Source organism: Paenibacillus sp. Y5S-9 (assembly GCF_036894235.1).
Classification (GTDB): Bacteria; Bacillota; Bacilli; order Paenibacillales; family Paenibacillaceae; genus Paenibacillus.
Genome location: NZ_CP145887.1, coordinates 592,678 through 609,264, shown reverse-complemented (window position 1 = coordinate 609,264; position 16,587 = coordinate 592,678). Strand labels below are relative to the sequence as shown.

General features: G+C 46.1%; 15 protein-coding genes. 4 read left to right on the top strand and 11 right to left on the bottom strand.

What is annotated here, in order from left to right:
• Positions 1 to 64: 64 nt before the first annotated feature.
• Positions 65 to 823: a tryptophan-rich sensory protein gene (locus tag V6669_RS02830; protein WP_338590525.1), complete on the top strand. Its 759-nt coding sequence runs from the start codon at positions 65 to 67 to the stop codon at positions 821 to 823.
• 112 nt (positions 824 to 935) lie between these two features.
• Here V6669_RS02830 and V6669_RS02825 read toward each other — a convergent pair whose 3' ends face one another.
• From V6669_RS02825 to V6669_RS02810, 4 genes are all read right to left on the bottom strand, one after another.
• Complete coding sequence (locus V6669_RS02825; protein ID WP_338590523.1) at positions 936 to 1,310, bottom strand: RidA family protein; 375 nt, start codon at positions 1,308 to 1,310, stop codon at positions 936 to 938.
• Between the two features lie 148 nt (positions 1,311 to 1,458).
• The gene (locus tag V6669_RS02820; RefSeq protein ID WP_338590521.1) at positions 1,459 to 2,139 is read right to left on the bottom strand and encodes an oxidoreductase; all 681 of its coding nucleotides are present in this window, start codon (positions 2,137 to 2,139) and stop codon (positions 1,459 to 1,461) included.
• Positions 2,140 to 2,252: 113 nt separating this feature from the next.
• Positions 2,253 to 3,464: an MFS transporter gene (locus tag V6669_RS02815; RefSeq protein ID WP_338590519.1), complete on the bottom strand. Its 1,212-nt coding sequence runs from the start codon at positions 3,462 to 3,464 to the stop codon at positions 2,253 to 2,255.
• A 154-nt stretch (positions 3,465 to 3,618) separates the two neighbouring features.
• Positions 3,619 to 5,034, bottom strand: coding sequence for an ATP-binding protein (locus tag V6669_RS02810; protein ID WP_338590518.1), 1,416 nt, complete (start codon positions 5,032 to 5,034; stop codon positions 3,619 to 3,621).
• 478 nt (positions 5,035 to 5,512) lie between these two features.
• Here V6669_RS02810 and V6669_RS02805 point away from each other — a divergent pair, with 478 nt between their 5' ends.
• Positions 5,513 to 6,166: a phosphatase PAP2 family protein gene (locus V6669_RS02805; protein WP_083657323.1), complete on the top strand. Its 654-nt coding sequence runs from the start codon at positions 5,513 to 5,515 to the stop codon at positions 6,164 to 6,166.
• A gap of 4 nt (positions 6,167 to 6,170) precedes the next feature.
• Here V6669_RS02805 and V6669_RS02800 read toward each other — a convergent pair whose 3' ends face one another.
• The 6 genes from V6669_RS02800 to V6669_RS02775 all read right to left on the bottom strand — a co-directional run bounded on the left by V6669_RS02800 (position 6,171) and on the right by V6669_RS02775 (position 11,429).
• The gene (locus tag V6669_RS02800; RefSeq protein WP_133386881.1) at positions 6,171 to 7,682 is read right to left on the bottom strand and encodes an HD domain-containing phosphohydrolase; all 1,512 of its coding nucleotides are present in this window, start codon (positions 7,680 to 7,682) and stop codon (positions 6,171 to 6,173) included.
• A 191-nt stretch (positions 7,683 to 7,873) separates the two neighbouring features.
• Positions 7,874 to 8,857 carry an anti-sigma factor gene (locus V6669_RS02795; RefSeq protein WP_338590512.1) on the bottom strand — a complete coding sequence of 328 codons (984 nt, stop codon included), beginning with the start codon at positions 8,855 to 8,857 and terminating at the stop codon, positions 7,874 to 7,876.
• Positions 8,854 to 9,450, bottom strand: a complete 597-nt coding sequence (locus V6669_RS02790) for a sigma-70 family RNA polymerase sigma factor (protein WP_338590510.1) — start codon at positions 9,448 to 9,450, stop codon at positions 8,854 to 8,856. The genes V6669_RS02795 and V6669_RS02790 overlap by 4 nt, the downstream gene beginning before the upstream one ends.
• 1,146 nt (positions 9,451 to 10,596) lie before the next feature.
• On the bottom strand, positions 10,597 to 10,908 hold the full coding sequence (locus tag V6669_RS02785; RefSeq protein WP_017690878.1) for a hypothetical protein: 312 nt from the start codon (positions 10,906 to 10,908) through the stop codon (positions 10,597 to 10,599).
• Positions 10,909 to 11,173: 265 nt separating this feature from the next.
• Positions 11,174 to 11,281, bottom strand: coding sequence for a hypothetical protein (locus tag V6669_RS02780; protein ID WP_017690879.1), 108 nt, complete (start codon positions 11,279 to 11,281; stop codon positions 11,174 to 11,176).
• 43 nt (positions 11,282 to 11,324) lie between these two features.
• Positions 11,325 to 11,429, bottom strand: coding sequence for a hypothetical protein (locus tag V6669_RS02775; RefSeq protein WP_017690880.1), 105 nt, complete (start codon positions 11,427 to 11,429; stop codon positions 11,325 to 11,327).
• A 347-nt stretch (positions 11,430 to 11,776) separates the two neighbouring features.
• Here V6669_RS02775 and V6669_RS02770 point away from each other — a divergent pair, with 347 nt between their 5' ends.
• Positions 11,777 to 12,901 carry a PsbP-related protein gene (locus V6669_RS02770; RefSeq protein WP_338590505.1) on the top strand — a complete coding sequence of 375 codons (1,125 nt, stop codon included), beginning with the start codon at positions 11,777 to 11,779 and terminating at the stop codon, positions 12,899 to 12,901.
• A gap of 175 nt (positions 12,902 to 13,076) precedes the next feature.
• Here the strand turns inward: V6669_RS02770 and V6669_RS02765 are convergent, their stop codons facing one another.
• A complete protein-coding gene (locus V6669_RS02765; RefSeq protein WP_017690882.1) occupies positions 13,077 to 13,403 on the bottom strand; it encodes an MTH1187 family thiamine-binding protein in 327 nt (108 codons plus the stop codon).
• 773 nt (positions 13,404 to 14,176) lie between these two features.
• Here V6669_RS02765 and V6669_RS02760 point away from each other — a divergent pair.
• Positions 14,177 to 16,495: a ribonucleoside-diphosphate reductase subunit alpha gene (locus V6669_RS02760; protein ID WP_047840293.1), complete on the top strand. Its 2,319-nt coding sequence runs from the start codon at positions 14,177 to 14,179 to the stop codon at positions 16,493 to 16,495.
• Positions 16,496 to 16,587 lie beyond the last annotated feature (92 nt).

Sequence of the window (16,587 nt, the reverse complement as noted above, 5' to 3'; positions counted from 1 at the left end):
TGGGTATATTCATTGTAGACTGACCCGTGGTTCATTCATTTCGTTAAACCAAGGAGGAAACACAATGTCACGTAACAATCCGTACAAGTGGTTAAACGCCATTGGTTTTATCGCTGTAATTATCGTGAACTACCTTTCCAACGCTCTGCCGATCGGGGGCAGAACCAATAAGGAAGTATCGGATATGTACCCTGTGCTGCTCACACCTTCTGGCTATGCCTTCTCTATATGGGGTCTGATCTACCTGCTATTAGCAGGGTTTGTGATCTATCAGTTCGTGCCCGCTTCTTGGAAAAGGGATTCGATTACCCGTCTCGGGTATTGGTTTCTGGCAAGCTGTGCTTTCAACGTAGCCTGGATTTTTGCTTTTCAAAACTTGCAGACCGGTCTCGCTTTACTAATCATTGTACTGCTTCTGTTGTCTCTGATCGTGCTGTATGTCAAAACACGTACCATTACGGTTCCAACCACTGCTGAGATCTGGCTTGTGAAGCTGCCATTCAGCATTTATCTTGGATGGATTAGCGTGGCAACCATTGTCAATGCAGCTGTGCTGTTATATAAAATCGGTTGGGATGGTTTTGGTCTCAGCGAACCGACCTGGACGATCATTATGCTGATTGTGGGTATGGTGCTGGCTGTACTCGTTAGCTTCCGTTATCGCGATAGCATATACCCACTTGTGTTCACATGGGCGTATATCGCCATTGCACTTAAACAAAAGGATGTCACTTCCGTATATTATACGGCAATCATCATTGCGATCGTACTGGCCATCTATGCGGTATGGCTGTTCTTCGCCCGTAATCAGGATCGTGATTGAAATTCCCCCTTCTATATAGCGCTTAAATGTAACGCAAAAATGCAAAAAGCCGATTCTGGTCATTCGACCTGAAATCGGCTTTTTATGTATACCTTAGCGAATGAAGATTGTCCTATTTCAGGGCAATAACTTCAATCTCCACCAGTGCATCTTTTGGCAAACGAGCAACTTCCACTGCACTGCGTGCAGGATACGGCTGTTCGAAGAACGTGCTATACACTTCATTCACAGGAACAAAATCGTTCATGTCTTTCAGGAACACCGTCGTTTTCACGATTTTATCCATACTTGTGCCTGCTGCTTCAAGGATAGCCTTTACATTGCTCAGGGACAGATGTGTCTGCTCCTGTACATCTGCGCCGAACTCTCCCGTTCGAGGATTCAGGCCAAGTTGCCCGGAAGTGTAGATGAAATCGCCTGCATCAACGGCTTGACTGTATGGACCAATGGCGCCTGGCGCCTGATCGGTAGAGATTGGTTTTTTCATGGACGAGTTCTCCTTCATGTTCGTTATCCTGCTGCCGCATGGAGTCAGGGTTCGAACTCATTTTTGTTGCCTATTATACCACGATCTACCTCAAGCGAGAAACGCTCCTCACTAGCCACATGAAGCAAACAGCTCGTTCAAAGGTTTCTTAGCCCCCGTCCACACCAAGGACATGAATGACTTCATTCGAATACACATGGTTTCCCTTGGCTTGCACCAACGCAATATTTGTCATGGCCTGTGCGATGGTTGCGGCGTGTACCGCCCGGTATTTGTCTGCTCTGCCTTTCATCCAGCGATCCAGAAACTTCATGGCATGGGCAGCCATCTGCTCACCAAACCGCTTCTCATTTCGATCTCCCAGAATTAAGGAAGGGCGGAAGATATGCAATGACGGAAAACCGATATCGGACAATGCATCCTCCATTTCCCCTTTGGTCCGACTGTAAAAGACCCTGGAACCAGCACTCGCTCCCATGGAGGAGATTACCAGCATCTGTGATACACCATGTTGCTTCGCCATAGTAGCTGCACGAACCGGGTAATGATAATCCACCTGACGGAAATTGTCCTGACTGCCCGCTTTTTTGATCGTTGTACCCAAACAACAGTAAAGGTCATCGATTCCATCGAATAAGTGGCCTTGGTTCTCCAGCTGTTCCCAGTCCACCACATGCTGTTCCAGTTTGGGATGTTGCAGCTCAAGCGGACGTCTAACCAGAACCCGAACCAAGCTGTATACCGAGTGCTCCAGCAGATTATGAACCAGTAATTCGCCTACAAGCCCCGTGGCTCCAATCACCATGGCTTTCCGTTCGAGACGATTCAATTACATCCCTCCACTTCGCCATCTTTTTTTGAAGTCATACCAGATATATAGGATCAATCTAAACATTTACAAGGTTGTTCTGTCATCGAAGTGCCAGTGTAAATATTCAATATCTATTTTAACAGTACACGACGTCCAAGGGTAAATGTAAGAATCAACATCACGACACCGACCCCCACCTGAAATCCATAGGCTGAGATCCAGGCCAGCGCATCGGACCAAGTCCCCATCTTTTCATACAACCAGCCGCCCAACAGCGGCCCAATAAATGAAGTTACTCCGGTCAGAGCCGAATACACCGCGACAAACATCGGTCTTTCACTTTTGGGCGTGTCTCCAATCGTAAAGTTAAATGCCAGCTGATTGAATCCACCTACACCGATCCCAAGGAAGATATGCGATAAAAATAGTGCGATCAATACAGGCATGAACGACATTAACCCCCACGACAGACAGGAGAGCGCAATGACTGGCAATGTCCAGAATAGGAGGGTTTTGTTGCTGAATCTGGCATTCAGATTGCCCCAGACATAGAAACCGGCCATCATAACCAGCGTCTGGACTACCGTGATCAGGGATACGGTCTGATAATTAATATTCAATAGATCCAACATCACATAGGAATAGAGCGGAACAATCAAGGTCTGGATCAATAACCAGACAGCCAGGAACAGCGTTGCTTTCAGGAAAGAACGATCCTGGAACGGCTTGATGAACATGCGCCAGAAAACCTTTTCGGTAGAACGTTCAAATGGAACGTCCGGATAGAAGAAATAAATGACTGTGTTGGCAATGGCACAGATCCAAACCGGAATAAACAGGATCAGAAAGCCCATTTCTCCGGGGTAACGGTCCAAAACAATACCACCAGCGAATAAGCATACGCTTCCAAGAGCATTCAGAATCGTATTTCGAATTCCAAAATAACGCCCTCTCACCTTGGCAGGTACGATATCGCCAATCAGTGAAGTCCAGATCATGCCGCCGATGGTATTTGATATAAAAGCAACCGTATACACGCCAATATATACGCTTACCCACCACTCTTTGGGAAATATAAACGGGATCAGTCCCGTCGCACTCCACAAGATACGATGTGTGCCCACAAATAGTAGCAACATGCGTTTTCGGCTGCGAATACGCTGCATCCAGTAAGCTGCTCCGATCTGGGCAATGTTTACGAACGTTGTAATCGCGAGCACAAAGCCGATATGTCTCGACCCGGCCCCAAGGTACAGCAGAAATCCGGTTAAAAACGGGCCTCCCAGCAAGGTCTGTAAAATAATTGCCGGTACACCCTCCCATGTTGCAATCGATAAATTCATGCGTTGTGTCGAACCCTTGCGCCGTGGTTTGCTTGCTGACGGGGGAGGGTTAACGTTGACCGTCTTCTGTATGGGGATACACTCCTTAGACCGGGTCTCAAAAGCCGGTCGATGCTAGTTGTCATCCCAAATTCTACTCACAGCGCGAAGGTTGTCAACTCATTTTTTCACGGTCCAACGGAAGATGGAGATGGAAGGTGCTTCCTTTACCTTCAGTGCTCTCCAGTTCAATCGATCCCCCCAGTAATCTCGCTAAATCCCGACTGATTGACAGGCCTAGTCCGGTACCGCCAAATTTTCGACTAATCGACCCGTCAGCCTGCTGAAATGCTTCAAATATGGAATGATGCTTGTCCTCAGAAATGCCAATACCTGTGTCCTGAACGGAGAAAATAAGCCATCGATTCTGAATACCTGCATTCTTAATCTGTTTGGTGCTTACGGTCAGCGTGACCTTCCCCCGGTGAGTGAACTTGATGGCATTGGACATCAGATTCCGTAAAATCTGTTGAACCCGCTGGGGATCAGACCAGAGCGTATCAGGCAGTCCCGGTTTCTTATCCAGAACCAACTGAATACCTTTTTTCTCGGCAACGAGCTGAAAGTGGCTCATGGCATCTTCTGTAAGTTGTGCGACACTGATATCCTCCAGTACAATATCCAGCCGCCCAGCTTCTACTTTGGAAAGATCCAGAATATCGTTAATGAGCGTAAGCAGTTCCTGCCCGGAGTGGTCGATCATATTGGCAAAACGTACAATATCCTCCTGATCCATCGTGTCGGCATTCTCGCTGATCATCTGGGCAAAGTTAATGACACTGTTCAGTGGTGTACGCAGCTCATGTGACATATTGGCGAGAAATTCGGATTTGTACTGTGAGGCAATCATCAATTGTTTGGCTCGATCCTCCAGTACAATCTGGGCTTTTTGTAACTCTTCCTTTTGCACAGACAAGAGCCGATTTGTACTTTGGATAAGCAAAATTCGATTCTGTTCATTCTGAAAATCACGTAAAATAAATGCAAAAATAAGGCTTAGCAAAATGCCTGTAGGGAGTGTATAAGGCATAATATGTGAAAAGAAGTATGTAGCCGGGATCACACCAACGATAGCAATGTTTACACTATTGACCACATTGACGATAACTGTAACAAGGATTCCTTTAATAATCAGTCTGTAGTTGCTGCGTCTCATCCATATATTCAAACCTGCACATATCACGCCCAAAACAGACATGTTAAGTACTGCCGCCAATGTAGCATCCGTGATGCCAAAAGTCAGCCTCGACAGCCCAATCCCAATACCCACGATAATTACGCTATAGGGTTGTCTATACGTTAGAACGGCAACAATTAAAGGAACATAACGAAGGTCAAAGACCACTTCATCGGTGAGTTGAAACCCAAAAACCGTACTGATCCAACCTGCAAATATAAGGACAAGCACTGAACTGATCTGCTTCACTCGGGAAGAGGTACGTATTACGACATATTTATAGAACACACTAGCAAGATATGCAATGGTAATAAGCATCCCCATATTCAATACGAACATTTTTGAAAATTGCATTCACTCACTCCTGTTGTACCGACTTTACTGGCCAAAGTGCCTTCGTCCGTATGTGTCTCTATCATATCATGCCCATTGAAGCTTCGGCATTCCTTCTTCGTCAAAAAAATACACAAAAATACACAAATCAGGATTCAATTTGTGCGCTGGTCGTAGTAGAATATATTGTTGTTTAAATTTAAACTACTATATAGATTGAACTAAAGAATAATTACACTGGCCACTCCGTTGACAGAACAACCTTCTGATCGCTGTTATCCCCAGATTTTTTCGATTCCCTTTTCTGAAAGGGAAAATTCGTGGATAAAGGCGAAGCGTATGCTTTCGATGCAGCTTTCTTTCAGAAAGCTTTTAGCTCCGCTTCTTCAGGGTATTTCTGTCCTCTGCGTTCTCGTGTAAATGAATGTATAGTGCAACTTATATAGTTATTTGCTGGGGTCATGCTCCTAGGGAGCATGAATGAAAGGAGTAAGGTGTTGTGCAATTGTTAAAAAGCAAATCCTATTGGCTGTCATTGAGTTTAATGCTCTCTTTGGCCGTCATGGGGCTCTTCTATGATATTCTTAATAGTCCGGAACGCGGGTTCGTAGTTCTTGATTCACCGCTCGACCGGATCATTCCCTACGTGCCTGGCATGTCCATTCCATATTTGGGCTGGTACCCGTTTGTATTCGGTGTGCTCGCTTACCTATGTGCCAAGGATCGCCTGACGTATTACCGTGTCTTGTTATCCATGAATATCTGTGTCTGGATATGTTATCTGATCTACTTCAACTTTCAGACCATGGTACCGCGCCCGGAACTGACGGGTACAGGCCTGGGAGCATCTGTTCTCGGATGGCTCTATAGCCAGGATCGTCCTTATAATTGTTTTCCAAGTATTCATTCTCTTCACTCTTATCTGGTTATGCGTGCCGTTCTCTCGGTTCCAAGCATCCGCAAACCCATCAAGATTTTGGTGGCCGCCGGGGCAGCAACCATTATCGTATCCACGCTAATGATCAAACAACATGTGATCTATGATGCCTTGGGTGCAGTCATACTCGGCGAATGTGTTCTCACCATCATAACAGGCCTCGCTCTACACCGGAGACGCAGAAAAGAATCGAAGTGGACAGAGGGGATCAACTGATCCCTCACTTCGATGGTTTCTGAAGATGATGTTGTCGTCTCCATTCATCAATAAACAAACCTGCAAAATAGGGGTCCCATTGGGTCCCTTTTCCTTCTTCCAAAATCGTTAGCGCTTTCTCGTGACTCATCCCATTCCGATATGGTCGATCTGACGTCATGGCATCAAAGGCATCGGCTACTGCAATGATGCGGCCAAAAAGGGGAATATCATCACCAGCCATCCCATCCGGGTATCCTTTGCCATCATATCTCTCATGGTGAGATCGTACACCTGGCAGAAAGTCGGCCATGGCATCAATAGGCTCTATCTGTAACAAAATACTCTCTCCCTGCACGGGATGTGTGCGAATAATGGCGAATTCCTCATCGCTTAGTTTTCCATCCTTCAACAGTACCTCATCAGGTATGCCGATTTTCCCGATATCATGAAGCAGGGCTGATTTGTACAATAAATCCGCCTGTTCCTCATTCATTCCGCTCAGCTTGCCAATCATCAGCGAATACTCTGCCACACGCATGGAATGCCCTGCCGTGTACTTATCTCGGGCGTCTAAAGCAGCAGCCAGTGTAGAAAAATAACTTTGCAACAGCTGTCGATTGCGTTCCTGTCTCATCTCCAGCCGATTAATCATCATATTGAAGCCGGAGATCAGTGCCGAAAACTCATCCGCATATAGATCCGGAGCTCGTCTGCCAAGATCTCCCCCCTGAATTCGGTTCATCTCATGCGTCAGTTCAGCAACTGGATCACGAACATCACGAATCAACAGCCAGCTTCCTACCAGCGCAAACCCCGCGCCCAGAACAACGATGAGAATTCCCCACAGAATGTACTCTTTCGCAAATTCACTGTCCATATACTGAAGTCGGATATATGTAGCCAGGAAAAATAGAAATAGAGGAAATAAGCCAATCAGTGCCGTACTTAGCTGAAATTTACGCTGGATCGATACGAGAATGCGTCCTCCCAGTGAAGGTTCCATCCCGTATTGGACTTTGCCTCGATGACGAATCTCAAGTAACAGGGGTCTTATCGCCCGCACCGTTAGGTAATACTCTATCAGCGCATGCATGATGGCAATCAGAAAGGCACACGCAGCGGCCACGACAATATACAAGTAAGGGAATTCAAGCCACCCTGTGGATATCATCCATATTGTTAATCCGGCTGCCGGAAGTGAAAAACCAAGCATGTGCGGACCCATGATCCGATATATGGTCTGTCCCGGGAAACGATGAATTTTCTCATACATGTGGTTCAGTTCGTCTCTCTCATGATGCTCGGAAGTGAAAAATTGTCTTATGGGGCCAAGCTGCACCCACAGCGTAATTAATTCTGCAACCAGCATGAACAAGAGTGAAATCAGTACAATGAAGATGAGTCGAACAAATTGAATATTGGGTATTTGCAGAGTAGATACCATAACTACTGTACCGACAACAAAAACAGCTGCCAGTGAACCGATCAGATAATTGCGTATCAGGCGAAAGATAAATGAACGGTATGCTTCCAACTGAACCCCTCACTCTCTATGTGCAACCAGTTCTCCCTTGAGACACAGGGAGACTAAGGGTATTGCCTTCTATTTGTTTATCGGTTGCTTCAACTAAAAAAATTAATAAAATCCAATGGGTGGGCATCAGAACTGGAAAACACAAAAAGGCTGCTCCACGACGGAGCAGCCTTTAGTGATATATCTTATATTTATCCTTTAATCTTGGCAGCCAGAATCATTGTACCACGCGGCTCATCTCCCATTGCATCCGGTTCAAGCGTGATGGCAACCGTATCATAGTCGTTGGCCGAATCCAATGTGTAATATACTGCTCCCGTTCCGTCACGACTAAGGAACGTACCGGCATTCTGAGGGGTATCTCCTTTGATCAACCAGACCTGAAAAGCCTCGTTGCCTTCCAGGTTCGGCAGGTTCTCAGCCTGCACAACCAGGTGAGTGCCTTTGCTGTCAATAACGATGGTTGCGAGACCCTGAGCTACAATGTCCTGCGTTGCAGGATTCAGCTTCACTGCCTCGCCAGTCTGCATGCCCTGTGCAGGTTCCAGAGCTGATGCCAGCTGCTCTTGCAGCTGCGCATTCTGCGCCTGTGTCTGCACCAGTTGCTCTTGCGTAGCCGACGAGCCCGCCGCTTGCTGCGTCAGCGAGTCGATCTGGCTCCGCAGCTGCGCCGTGTACACGACCAGCAACAGTGCCGCGGCCGCAAGGCCGGCACTGGCTATGCGCCAGGCGCTGCTGCTGCGCGCACGCGCGCGCGCTTGTGGCTGCCATGGCTGTGCCTGGGCAGCCTCTTCCACCCGGGCCGCAGGCACCGCCGTTACCGGCGGCAAGCCTGGTCCGGGCTGCGCCGCACGTTTGTGCTGCGGCGCAAGATCCTCCTGAAGCACCACCGGTGCTTCAGGCTCTGCAGGAGCAGCCGCTGGCTTCGCCTCTGCGCTCTCCTGCACATGTCCGAGCACGTTGCCCAGCACACGTGCTCGCATGCCTGGCGGCGGTGCTACAGGTTCCGCCGCAAGTGGCAGGAAGCCAGTCACTTCCTGCAATTCCCTCACCTCCTGGCGGCAAGGTTCGCAAGTTGCCATATGCGCTTCAAACGCCGCCACTTCCTCTGCTTCCAGTCCGCCCAGCACATACATCGGTGCCAGATCAGACCACTCCTCATGTCGTTCTATCATGGATGTATGCCCTCCCTTCCCGCGTCCGGATGCAATTCAGCATCGGCCAGCAACTTTTGGAGCTGTCGCATGGCAAGCCTGACACGGCTCTTTACTGTACCCAGCGGAATCCCGAATCGGCTGGATACTTCCTGCTGGGTTAATCCCGCATAATATATCGATTCGATAACTTGTTGCTGATCACCGTTCAATTGGGACAACGCCTCTTTAATCCGGGTACCTTCCCATTTACGCTGCACTTCTTCTTCCGTGTTCGTATGCTCATCGGCATAGGCTGCCAGTGTCTCGTGTTCAACTGAAGTAGCCACTGCCCCTTTCGATTTCCGCCTCAGCATGTCCACTGCAATGTTACGCGTAATCGCAAACATCCATGTGGTCAGCTTCCCCTGTGAGGCATCGTAACGTTCAGCATTATTCCAGACCCGCATAAAAAGTTCCTGAACGGTCTCTTCTGCCGTCATAGGATCACCAACGATCCGATAGGCAAAAGAATACACCGCTCGCTCATAACGGTCATATAAAAGCTCCAGTGCGGAGGCATCACGTTCCGCGATCTGCCGCATTAACCTGCTGTCCTCCATCGATTCAGTCATGCGAGGGCCCCTTTCTGTTTCTTCCCTCTTATTATAACCTACGCAGAATCTTTTGAAGAGGATTACCCCTATGAAGAAATAGTTTGAAAAATTTTCTGTATCTTTTCAAAACAATCTTTCACTTTCTAACTTAAAAACAGTCCGAAAACATGTTGCTCTGGTCGCGCTTTCCTTTTTATTGCAGAAAATTACAACCTGTGGTATACTATAAAAGTTGTATTAAACAACCTCATATGATTTCTGTCTTCTTTAAACCCCGGAATATTTTCTTCATGCTGCGACCGCAGCGAATTTTTAAGCACAATTAACCTATGAAGATTGAAGAACCTGAATCACAATAACCCGGTAGTACAGAGTTTCACAAGATGTTCCCATTCACACTGGCGCGGTCATCGGAGCCGCAAGGACAAAAGAGAGGTAGGGCTTTTGTTGTTTTGGATATCACTTATTCTTGAGAAGATTGAAAACATACACAAAGCACCCGGAATTGGGTTCCGGGTGTTTATCCATGTCTTACATATCCAATTTAGCAACATCTACAGACAAGCGCTCCCCCCACCATTGAGTAAAGTCCTCCTTTCACTTATCAGACTAACCAGATAAATTCGTCTCTGCTTTTAAAACTTTTCCATTCTCCCACTGACTACATTCCTAACTTCCTAACTTCCTAACTTCCTAACTTCCTAACTTCCTAACTTCCTAACTTCTCCAATTGTGCAAATAACCCGGGCTTATAAAGTAAATGTTTACGCTCACCAGACGCTAACGAATCCTGCACACCTTATATTAGGGATTTCTATGCTATGTAAAATCTAACGAATCTCAGCCACGTTAATCCATGTCACTTCATGAATATAGGCTCCAAACATGCCCAGATTGAGGAAATAAGACGTCTACGATTCGTTAAACTTGTGAAATGGCAAAAATGCATGGAATAGAGGCTGTGGAGTTCGTTAAAGAAAGTAATCCCAACGCTCCTTCACTTAATTCTGATAAAAAAAGGACACCGCAGGATGAAATCCTACGCTGTCCCTTTCTAAACCATAGGTACGTTATGCCTCTACATGGAACTCAAACTCGGAGTTTATTTAGAGCACCTATCGCAACGATCCACGATCAGCAAAGTCTCCTTGCACCCACAAATTCTTAGATAAACATCGTTTTGGAGATAATGACCAGCAAGATGAACAGTACGAGGATCGTACCCATCGAACCCCAGCTTCCGCCGCCATGACCATAGGATACTCCACAACCCTGTTGATAACCGTGCATCATTGGAGCCTGATTGGCATGGTGTCCGTATCCATAGCCATATCCCATTGGCATTGTTCCACAACCATATCCATACCCATGCATTTCATGACCTGTGTATTGGTATCCTTGCATATGCTCATAACCTCCCATATGTCCGTATACGTGTCCCTGTCCGTTCGGTGAATTCGGTTTTACTTCGCTCATTGTTCATTCCTCCTTAACATTTGCCTACACCCCTAAGCTATGTATTCAGCCTACCTCTGGACCGGGCTATCGCCCTCATTTTGACAAAATGGGCGTTTAGCCATTAGGTACCTTTCCCATTTTCGAGAAACATACGCCGTCCTTCCATTTCTTGAATTCCACCAATTCTTCCGTTGAACCAAAAGCTAACTCATCTTCCTGGCTCTCCACCATGCTTGTCCTCTAGAAAAAAAACCCCACCGGTTGCCCGGCAGAGCTCGCCATATTATACCCAGAAAGATTTAGTGATGATTACGAGAAGAATGAACAGAACCAGGATTGCTCCAGTCGATGTCCAACCGCCGTATCCTACGCCTTCAACTACGTTGCTCATGCAGAACCCTCCTTTACAAATATATTAGGGTCCAAGCGGTTTATTAGATCAAGAATGCTTTAGAGATGATGACCAACAAGATAAAGAGAACCAAGATCGCGCCAGTCGATGTCCATGCGCCGCCGTATCCACCTACTACTCCACTCATGTAAACCCCTCCTTTGATTTGAGGTACAGTTCACTATATGCACCAATCACACATGGGACCGGGCTCAGGTCGAAAATGGGCTCACGGTTATATCAATCAAATGTATGTACTATCGTTCAAAATGGATACCCCTACGGTCCATTATTAGCTTTTAACTTGTTAAATACAGATAAATTACCTTTTTAGTAATTATGAATACTGAAATATTTATTTATGTTATTATTTTACTAATAAAAGCAGAAAGGAGTTTCTATCCCCACCACCTAAACTAGATTATCCCAAACGAAATGATGACCTTAGAAAAAAATCCCAACCGATGGGAAGCACATTAGGAGAAATTAGACATAATGAAGAAACTTATTACGATTTTGGCATTAGCCACATTGCTTAGTGCTTGTAGTAATTCAGAAACAAACACAACAACCAATAGCCCAACGACCGAAGCATCCAAGGCAACTGAAACTGTCTCAACAGAAGCAAAAGCTACGAAATACACTACATATAGTGGAGAAGGATTTTCTTTTGCATATCCTGAATCCTGGAAAAGCGTAGATACAAGTCAAATGAATGCTCCATCCATTAAAGCTGCTTTTTCAGACCAATCTTCATCAGTCACATTTGCAGATAATATGAATCTGACGATTGAGGCCAGTTCAACCGGTTCAATTAATCCTGAAGAATACGCCAATAATATAGTGGATTATTACACACAAAGCGGTTCCAGCATCGGCATTTCCGATTATAAAAAAACCAGCTATACAAACAAGCCTTATAAAGAATATAGCGCTGGTGTCTTGGAAGGAGCCTATAAGCATTCCTCGGGTACAGATGTTATCCTTGTGCAGTATCTGATTCCGACCAATACAGAACTCTATACCATGACGTTAACCTACGCCAAGGATACTTATAATCAGGATGAGATCAAAGATATCCTTGATTCCCTAAGCATTACTGCTTCTCTGGAGCAAACAGCACCAACTGCAACGACTGGAAATTCATCTGTTACGGCATCAGCTGCCGATTTCTTTAATGAGTTAACTCCGTACATTACAGAAGACACAGCCTTTATGGAGCAGGCATCTTATGATTTCTTTGGTAAACATAACGATGTATTCCCAGCCATTACGGCAGAACTAAGCAAAAAGGTACAAGGGCTCGTTGACTCCAATGTAACGACCCGTCATCTGAATAAAAATGTAGCCAACTATTACAATACTTTCGTACAAGTTAACGGGGAAGTCATTTCCGTTGAAGAAGATAGCTCTCTCGGAGCAACTTTCTCTATCGTTCATGTCATGGATGAGAACGGAAACGATATTATAGCGTTATATCCTGCAACGACCGGAGATTTGCTTGATGGTGATTATGCCACTGTTATCGGTGCGCCAATTACCAACTTCTCTTTTGAAAATGTTGGCGGTGGTTACACCAACGCCACTTTGATTGGAGCCTCATTGGTAGTTGCAGATTAATGAAAATGTTAAATGAGTATACAAAAAGACCAGCTTAATGAACGTTAAGCTGGTCTTTTTGTTTTTCTGTTTATAGATGTCAGAAATTCACGTTAACTACACAGACAGACACAATCTAACCTTTAATTAAATAACATAGCGAATAACCGTATATACGGATGTTTGGACTAAACCATTAATTAGGTCTTGCCTGAAGTGACGTCAGTTTATCCTGAACCGATTGTAACTTCTGTATACTTGAGGCATCCGGTTTATCACGACGGTCGTCAATCTTGACGGATGTGGAAACGCGCTGAGCTCCTGACAAAAACGGTGCTTCATGCAGAGCCGCAATTGCTGTAAAGATCTCGTTAAGCGGTCCCTCAATAATGGTGCTCATGGAAGTTAACTGATATGTAATGCCCCGTTGATGTTCCAATACCTTTTGCATGTCCGCCACATAACTGCTTAGACTGGTTGTACCCGTTCCGATTGGAATTACAGTCACTTCTGCTATTGCCATTTTGCTCCGCCTCCTCTGGGCCCCGTGAACAACCGCTGCCGCTAATTTTAGTCGATTTTTGACTATTTTTATTCTACCAGTTGAATACGTTACAATTCAAACTGACGTGAAGACGTCATTCAAATTGGTCAAAAATTTTTTTTGATAAATCTTCAAATCTTCCAGTCCTTTTCCTTTGCGGATTCCTGGCTTAAATGGTATACTCGGAATTACGTTTTACTGTATCGGCCCACTTTACAAACACAATATGTTGGGTTACAGTATGTTGACAGCTACAAAATGTAGTAACACTAGATTTCTCCGCTTCTATTAGTCACCTTCTGCATTCTCGCGAAAAACAGGATGAAATCACCTCCAAAGGCACGTCCCTGTAGGTGTAAATCGCTTTCTCGAAACAGAGTTGACATGGAGGTTAACGGGGCTGTTTGGACTGCATCCGGTATCCTCAAACTACAGGCACATCTGCAATAGACCAAAGCTTACATAAGCACCCTTTTCTGTCGATATCCTGAACCTCTAAGACAGTAAGGAAGCCAGAGCATCCATGGGCATTTTCAGCCGCGAGGCGGGAGAATGCTTTTTATATGAGCATGTTCTGAATTGTGCTGTTTTGTGCTCCTCAAGTTGAGCGATTTAAGACATGAACTTGTCACCGCCGTTTCAGTCTGCCAAAAGCAACCTTTACCTTTTTCTCACCGTAAGACAACACTCAATTCTTTATATAAAGAATTTCTCCAATTTATCTCTTAAACATGCGAAAGCGAGGAATATTCATGCCACAAGTTGTGACCAAGCCGAACAACCGCCAGCTTGCCTTTGATGATATGCGCATCTCGGTATATGCCGACCGTACTCTGGAAGGACTGGAAATGCTGGACAAGGAACGTCTGGTACGTGGGGTAAACAGCAAGCTCCGCCGTGATGAAGTTACCGGAGACGAAATCAGCAACGCTTTTATCATGAGCGCACTGGAACTGGTAACCAAAGAGGAGCCTAATTGGAAATTTGCAGCGGCACGCTCCCTGCTCACTTCCCTGTACAAAAAAGCGGCTACCAACCGCAGATACAAGTCTTACCCGGACGAGCCTTATGGCGCATTCCACCCTCTTCTTGTAGATCTCGTGAAAAAAGGGATCTACCGCGAAGAATTGCTGGAATGTTACACCAAAGAACAGATCGACGAACTTGCTGAGTGCATTGACTACCGCAACGATCTGCTCTTCGATTACATCGGCTTGCTCACACTGGCAGAACGTTACCTCGCTCACGATTTTGATGGAAAAGTAATGGAATTGCCGCAAGAGCGTTATATGGTTATCGCCATGTTCCTAATGCACCAAGAGCCTGCCGAGAAACGTATGGATCTCGTCAAGGAAGCATACTGGGCAATGAGCAACATGTACATGACCGCAGCTACTCCTACGATGTCCAATGCAGGTAAAAAAGTAGCCGGTCAGCTCTCCAGCTGCTTCATTGATACGGTGGACGACTCACTCGAAGGTATCTTCGATTCCAACACGGATGTAGCTCGTCTGAGCAAAATGGGTGGCGGCATCGGCGTTTACCTCGGCAAAGTCAGAGCTCGTGGTTCGGATATCCGTGGTCACCAAAATACAAGTTCCGGTGTAATCCCTTGGATTCGCCAACTGAATAATACAGCGGTCAGCGTAGACCAGCTCGGTACGCGTAAAGGGGCCATTGCCGTCTACCTGGATGTTTTCCACAAAGACATTCTGGCCTTCCTCGATCTGAAGCTGAACAACGGTGACGAGCGTATGCGTGCGCATGACGTATTCCACGGCATCTGTCTGCCTGACTTGTTCATGGAGCGGGTATCCACTCGCGGCGAATGGAGCCTGTTCTGTCCGCACGAAACAAAGAAAGTAATGGGCTGGAAGGACGAGAATGGTCGTGCACTCGGACTGGAAGATTTCTATGATGAGTCCTTTGGCGAAGGTGCGTTCCGTGATAAATACGAAGAAGCAGTGAATCACCCACTGCTGTCCCGGATTACAGTACAGGCGATTGACATCATGAAGCGTGTACTGAAATCCCAACTGGAGACAGGTACGCCATACATGTTCTACCGGGATACGGTTAACCGCTCGAATCCTAACCGTGCACACGGTATGGTATACTCCTCCAACCTGTGTACCGAAATTATGCAGAACCAGTCTGCCACTGTGATTGAAAAGGAAGAACTCGTAACCAAGGATGGACAAACTCGCATCGTGATTTCCAAAGTGCCTGGCGACTTTGTTGTCTGCAACCTGAACTCCATCCATCTGGCACGTGCTATACCTCATAATGTATTGGAGCGTCTCGTTCCAATTCAGGTGCGCATGCTGGACAACGTTATCGACATTAACAACATTGAAGTGTTGCAAGCCCAATATACCAACAGCCAATATCGCGCAGTCGGTCTGGGAACGTTTGGACTTCACCACCTGCTTGCTCTCGAAGGCATTCATTGGGAGTCTGAAGAAGCGGTAACGTATAACGATAATCTGTATGAAAAAATTAACTATCTGCTCGTGAAATCCAGTATGGAGCTGTCCAAGGAAAAAGGACATTATCCGAAATTCAAAGGTTCCGATTGGGAAAGTGGTCACTACTTCGACCAACGCGAGTACACATCAGGTGAGCGCGTAGGCGAGTTCGTGACAACCGAACAGTGGAAAGAACTGCAAGCCGAAGTACGACAAAACGGTGTACGTAATGCTTGGTTGTTCGCCATTGCACCCAATGGTTCCACGTCCATCATTGCCGGCTCAACGGCTAGTATTGATCCGCTCTATGAGCTGTTATCTTATGAAGAGAAAACAACATACAAAATTGCCAACCCGGCTCCGGATCTGTCCGAAAAAACAAGCCCTTATTACCAAACGGCGTTCCAGGTGGACCAACATGCTTCCATTAATATGGCGGCTGCCCGTCAGCGCCACGTCGATCAGGGACAAAGTTTCAACTTCTACGTTCGACCAGATATTAAAGCAACAGAATTCCTGGAATTGCATCTGCACGCCTGGAGAGCCGGCATGAAATCAACTTATTATGTTCGTAGCCGGGCATTAACGATTGAAGAATCTTGATTTTTGCGCAAGTTGCGTTTCATCCATGATAGAGAAGATTTACTAGATTCAAGGTGACCACCAGGGCATCCTGTTTTGATTGCAAAATGGCG

Bases quoted from the DNA above. Each gene is read 5' to 3' on its own strand.
- V6669_RS02830 (WP_338590525.1), top strand. From the start codon at position 65: ATGTCACGTAACAATCCGTACAAGTGGTTAAACGCCATTGGTTTTATC.
- V6669_RS02825 (WP_338590523.1), bottom strand. From the start codon at position 1,310: ATGAAAAAACCAATCTCTACCGATCAGGCGCCAGGCGCCATTGGTCCA.
- V6669_RS02815 (WP_338590519.1), bottom strand. From the start codon at position 3,464: ATGAATTTATCGATTGCAACATGGGAGGGTGTACCGGCAATTATTTTA.
- V6669_RS02810 (WP_338590518.1), bottom strand. From the start codon at position 5,034: ATGCAATTTTCAAAAATGTTCGTATTGAATATGGGGATGCTTATTACC.
- V6669_RS02795 (WP_338590512.1), bottom strand. From the start codon at position 8,857: ATGATAGAACGACATGAGGAGTGGTCTGATCTGGCACCGATGTATGTG.
- V6669_RS02790 (WP_338590510.1), bottom strand. From the start codon at position 9,450: ATGACTGAATCGATGGAGGACAGCAGGTTAATGCGGCAGATCGCGGAA.
- V6669_RS02785 (WP_017690878.1), bottom strand. From the start codon at position 10,908: ATGAGCGAAGTAAAACCGAATTCACCGAACGGACAGGGACACGTATAC.
- V6669_RS02780 (WP_017690879.1), bottom strand. From the start codon at position 11,281: ATGAGCAACGTAGTTGAAGGCGTAGGATACGGCGGTTGGACATCGACT.
- V6669_RS02775 (WP_017690880.1), bottom strand. From the start codon at position 11,429: ATGAGTGGAGTAGTAGGTGGATACGGCGGCGCATGGACATCGACTGGC.
- V6669_RS02770 (WP_338590505.1), top strand. From the start codon at position 11,777: ATGAAGAAACTTATTACGATTTTGGCATTAGCCACATTGCTTAGTGCT.
- V6669_RS02765 (WP_017690882.1), bottom strand. From the start codon at position 13,403: ATGGCAATAGCAGAAGTGACTGTAATTCCAATCGGAACGGGTACAACC.
- V6669_RS02760 (WP_047840293.1), top strand. From the start codon at position 14,177: ATGCCACAAGTTGTGACCAAGCCGAACAACCGCCAGCTTGCCTTTGAT.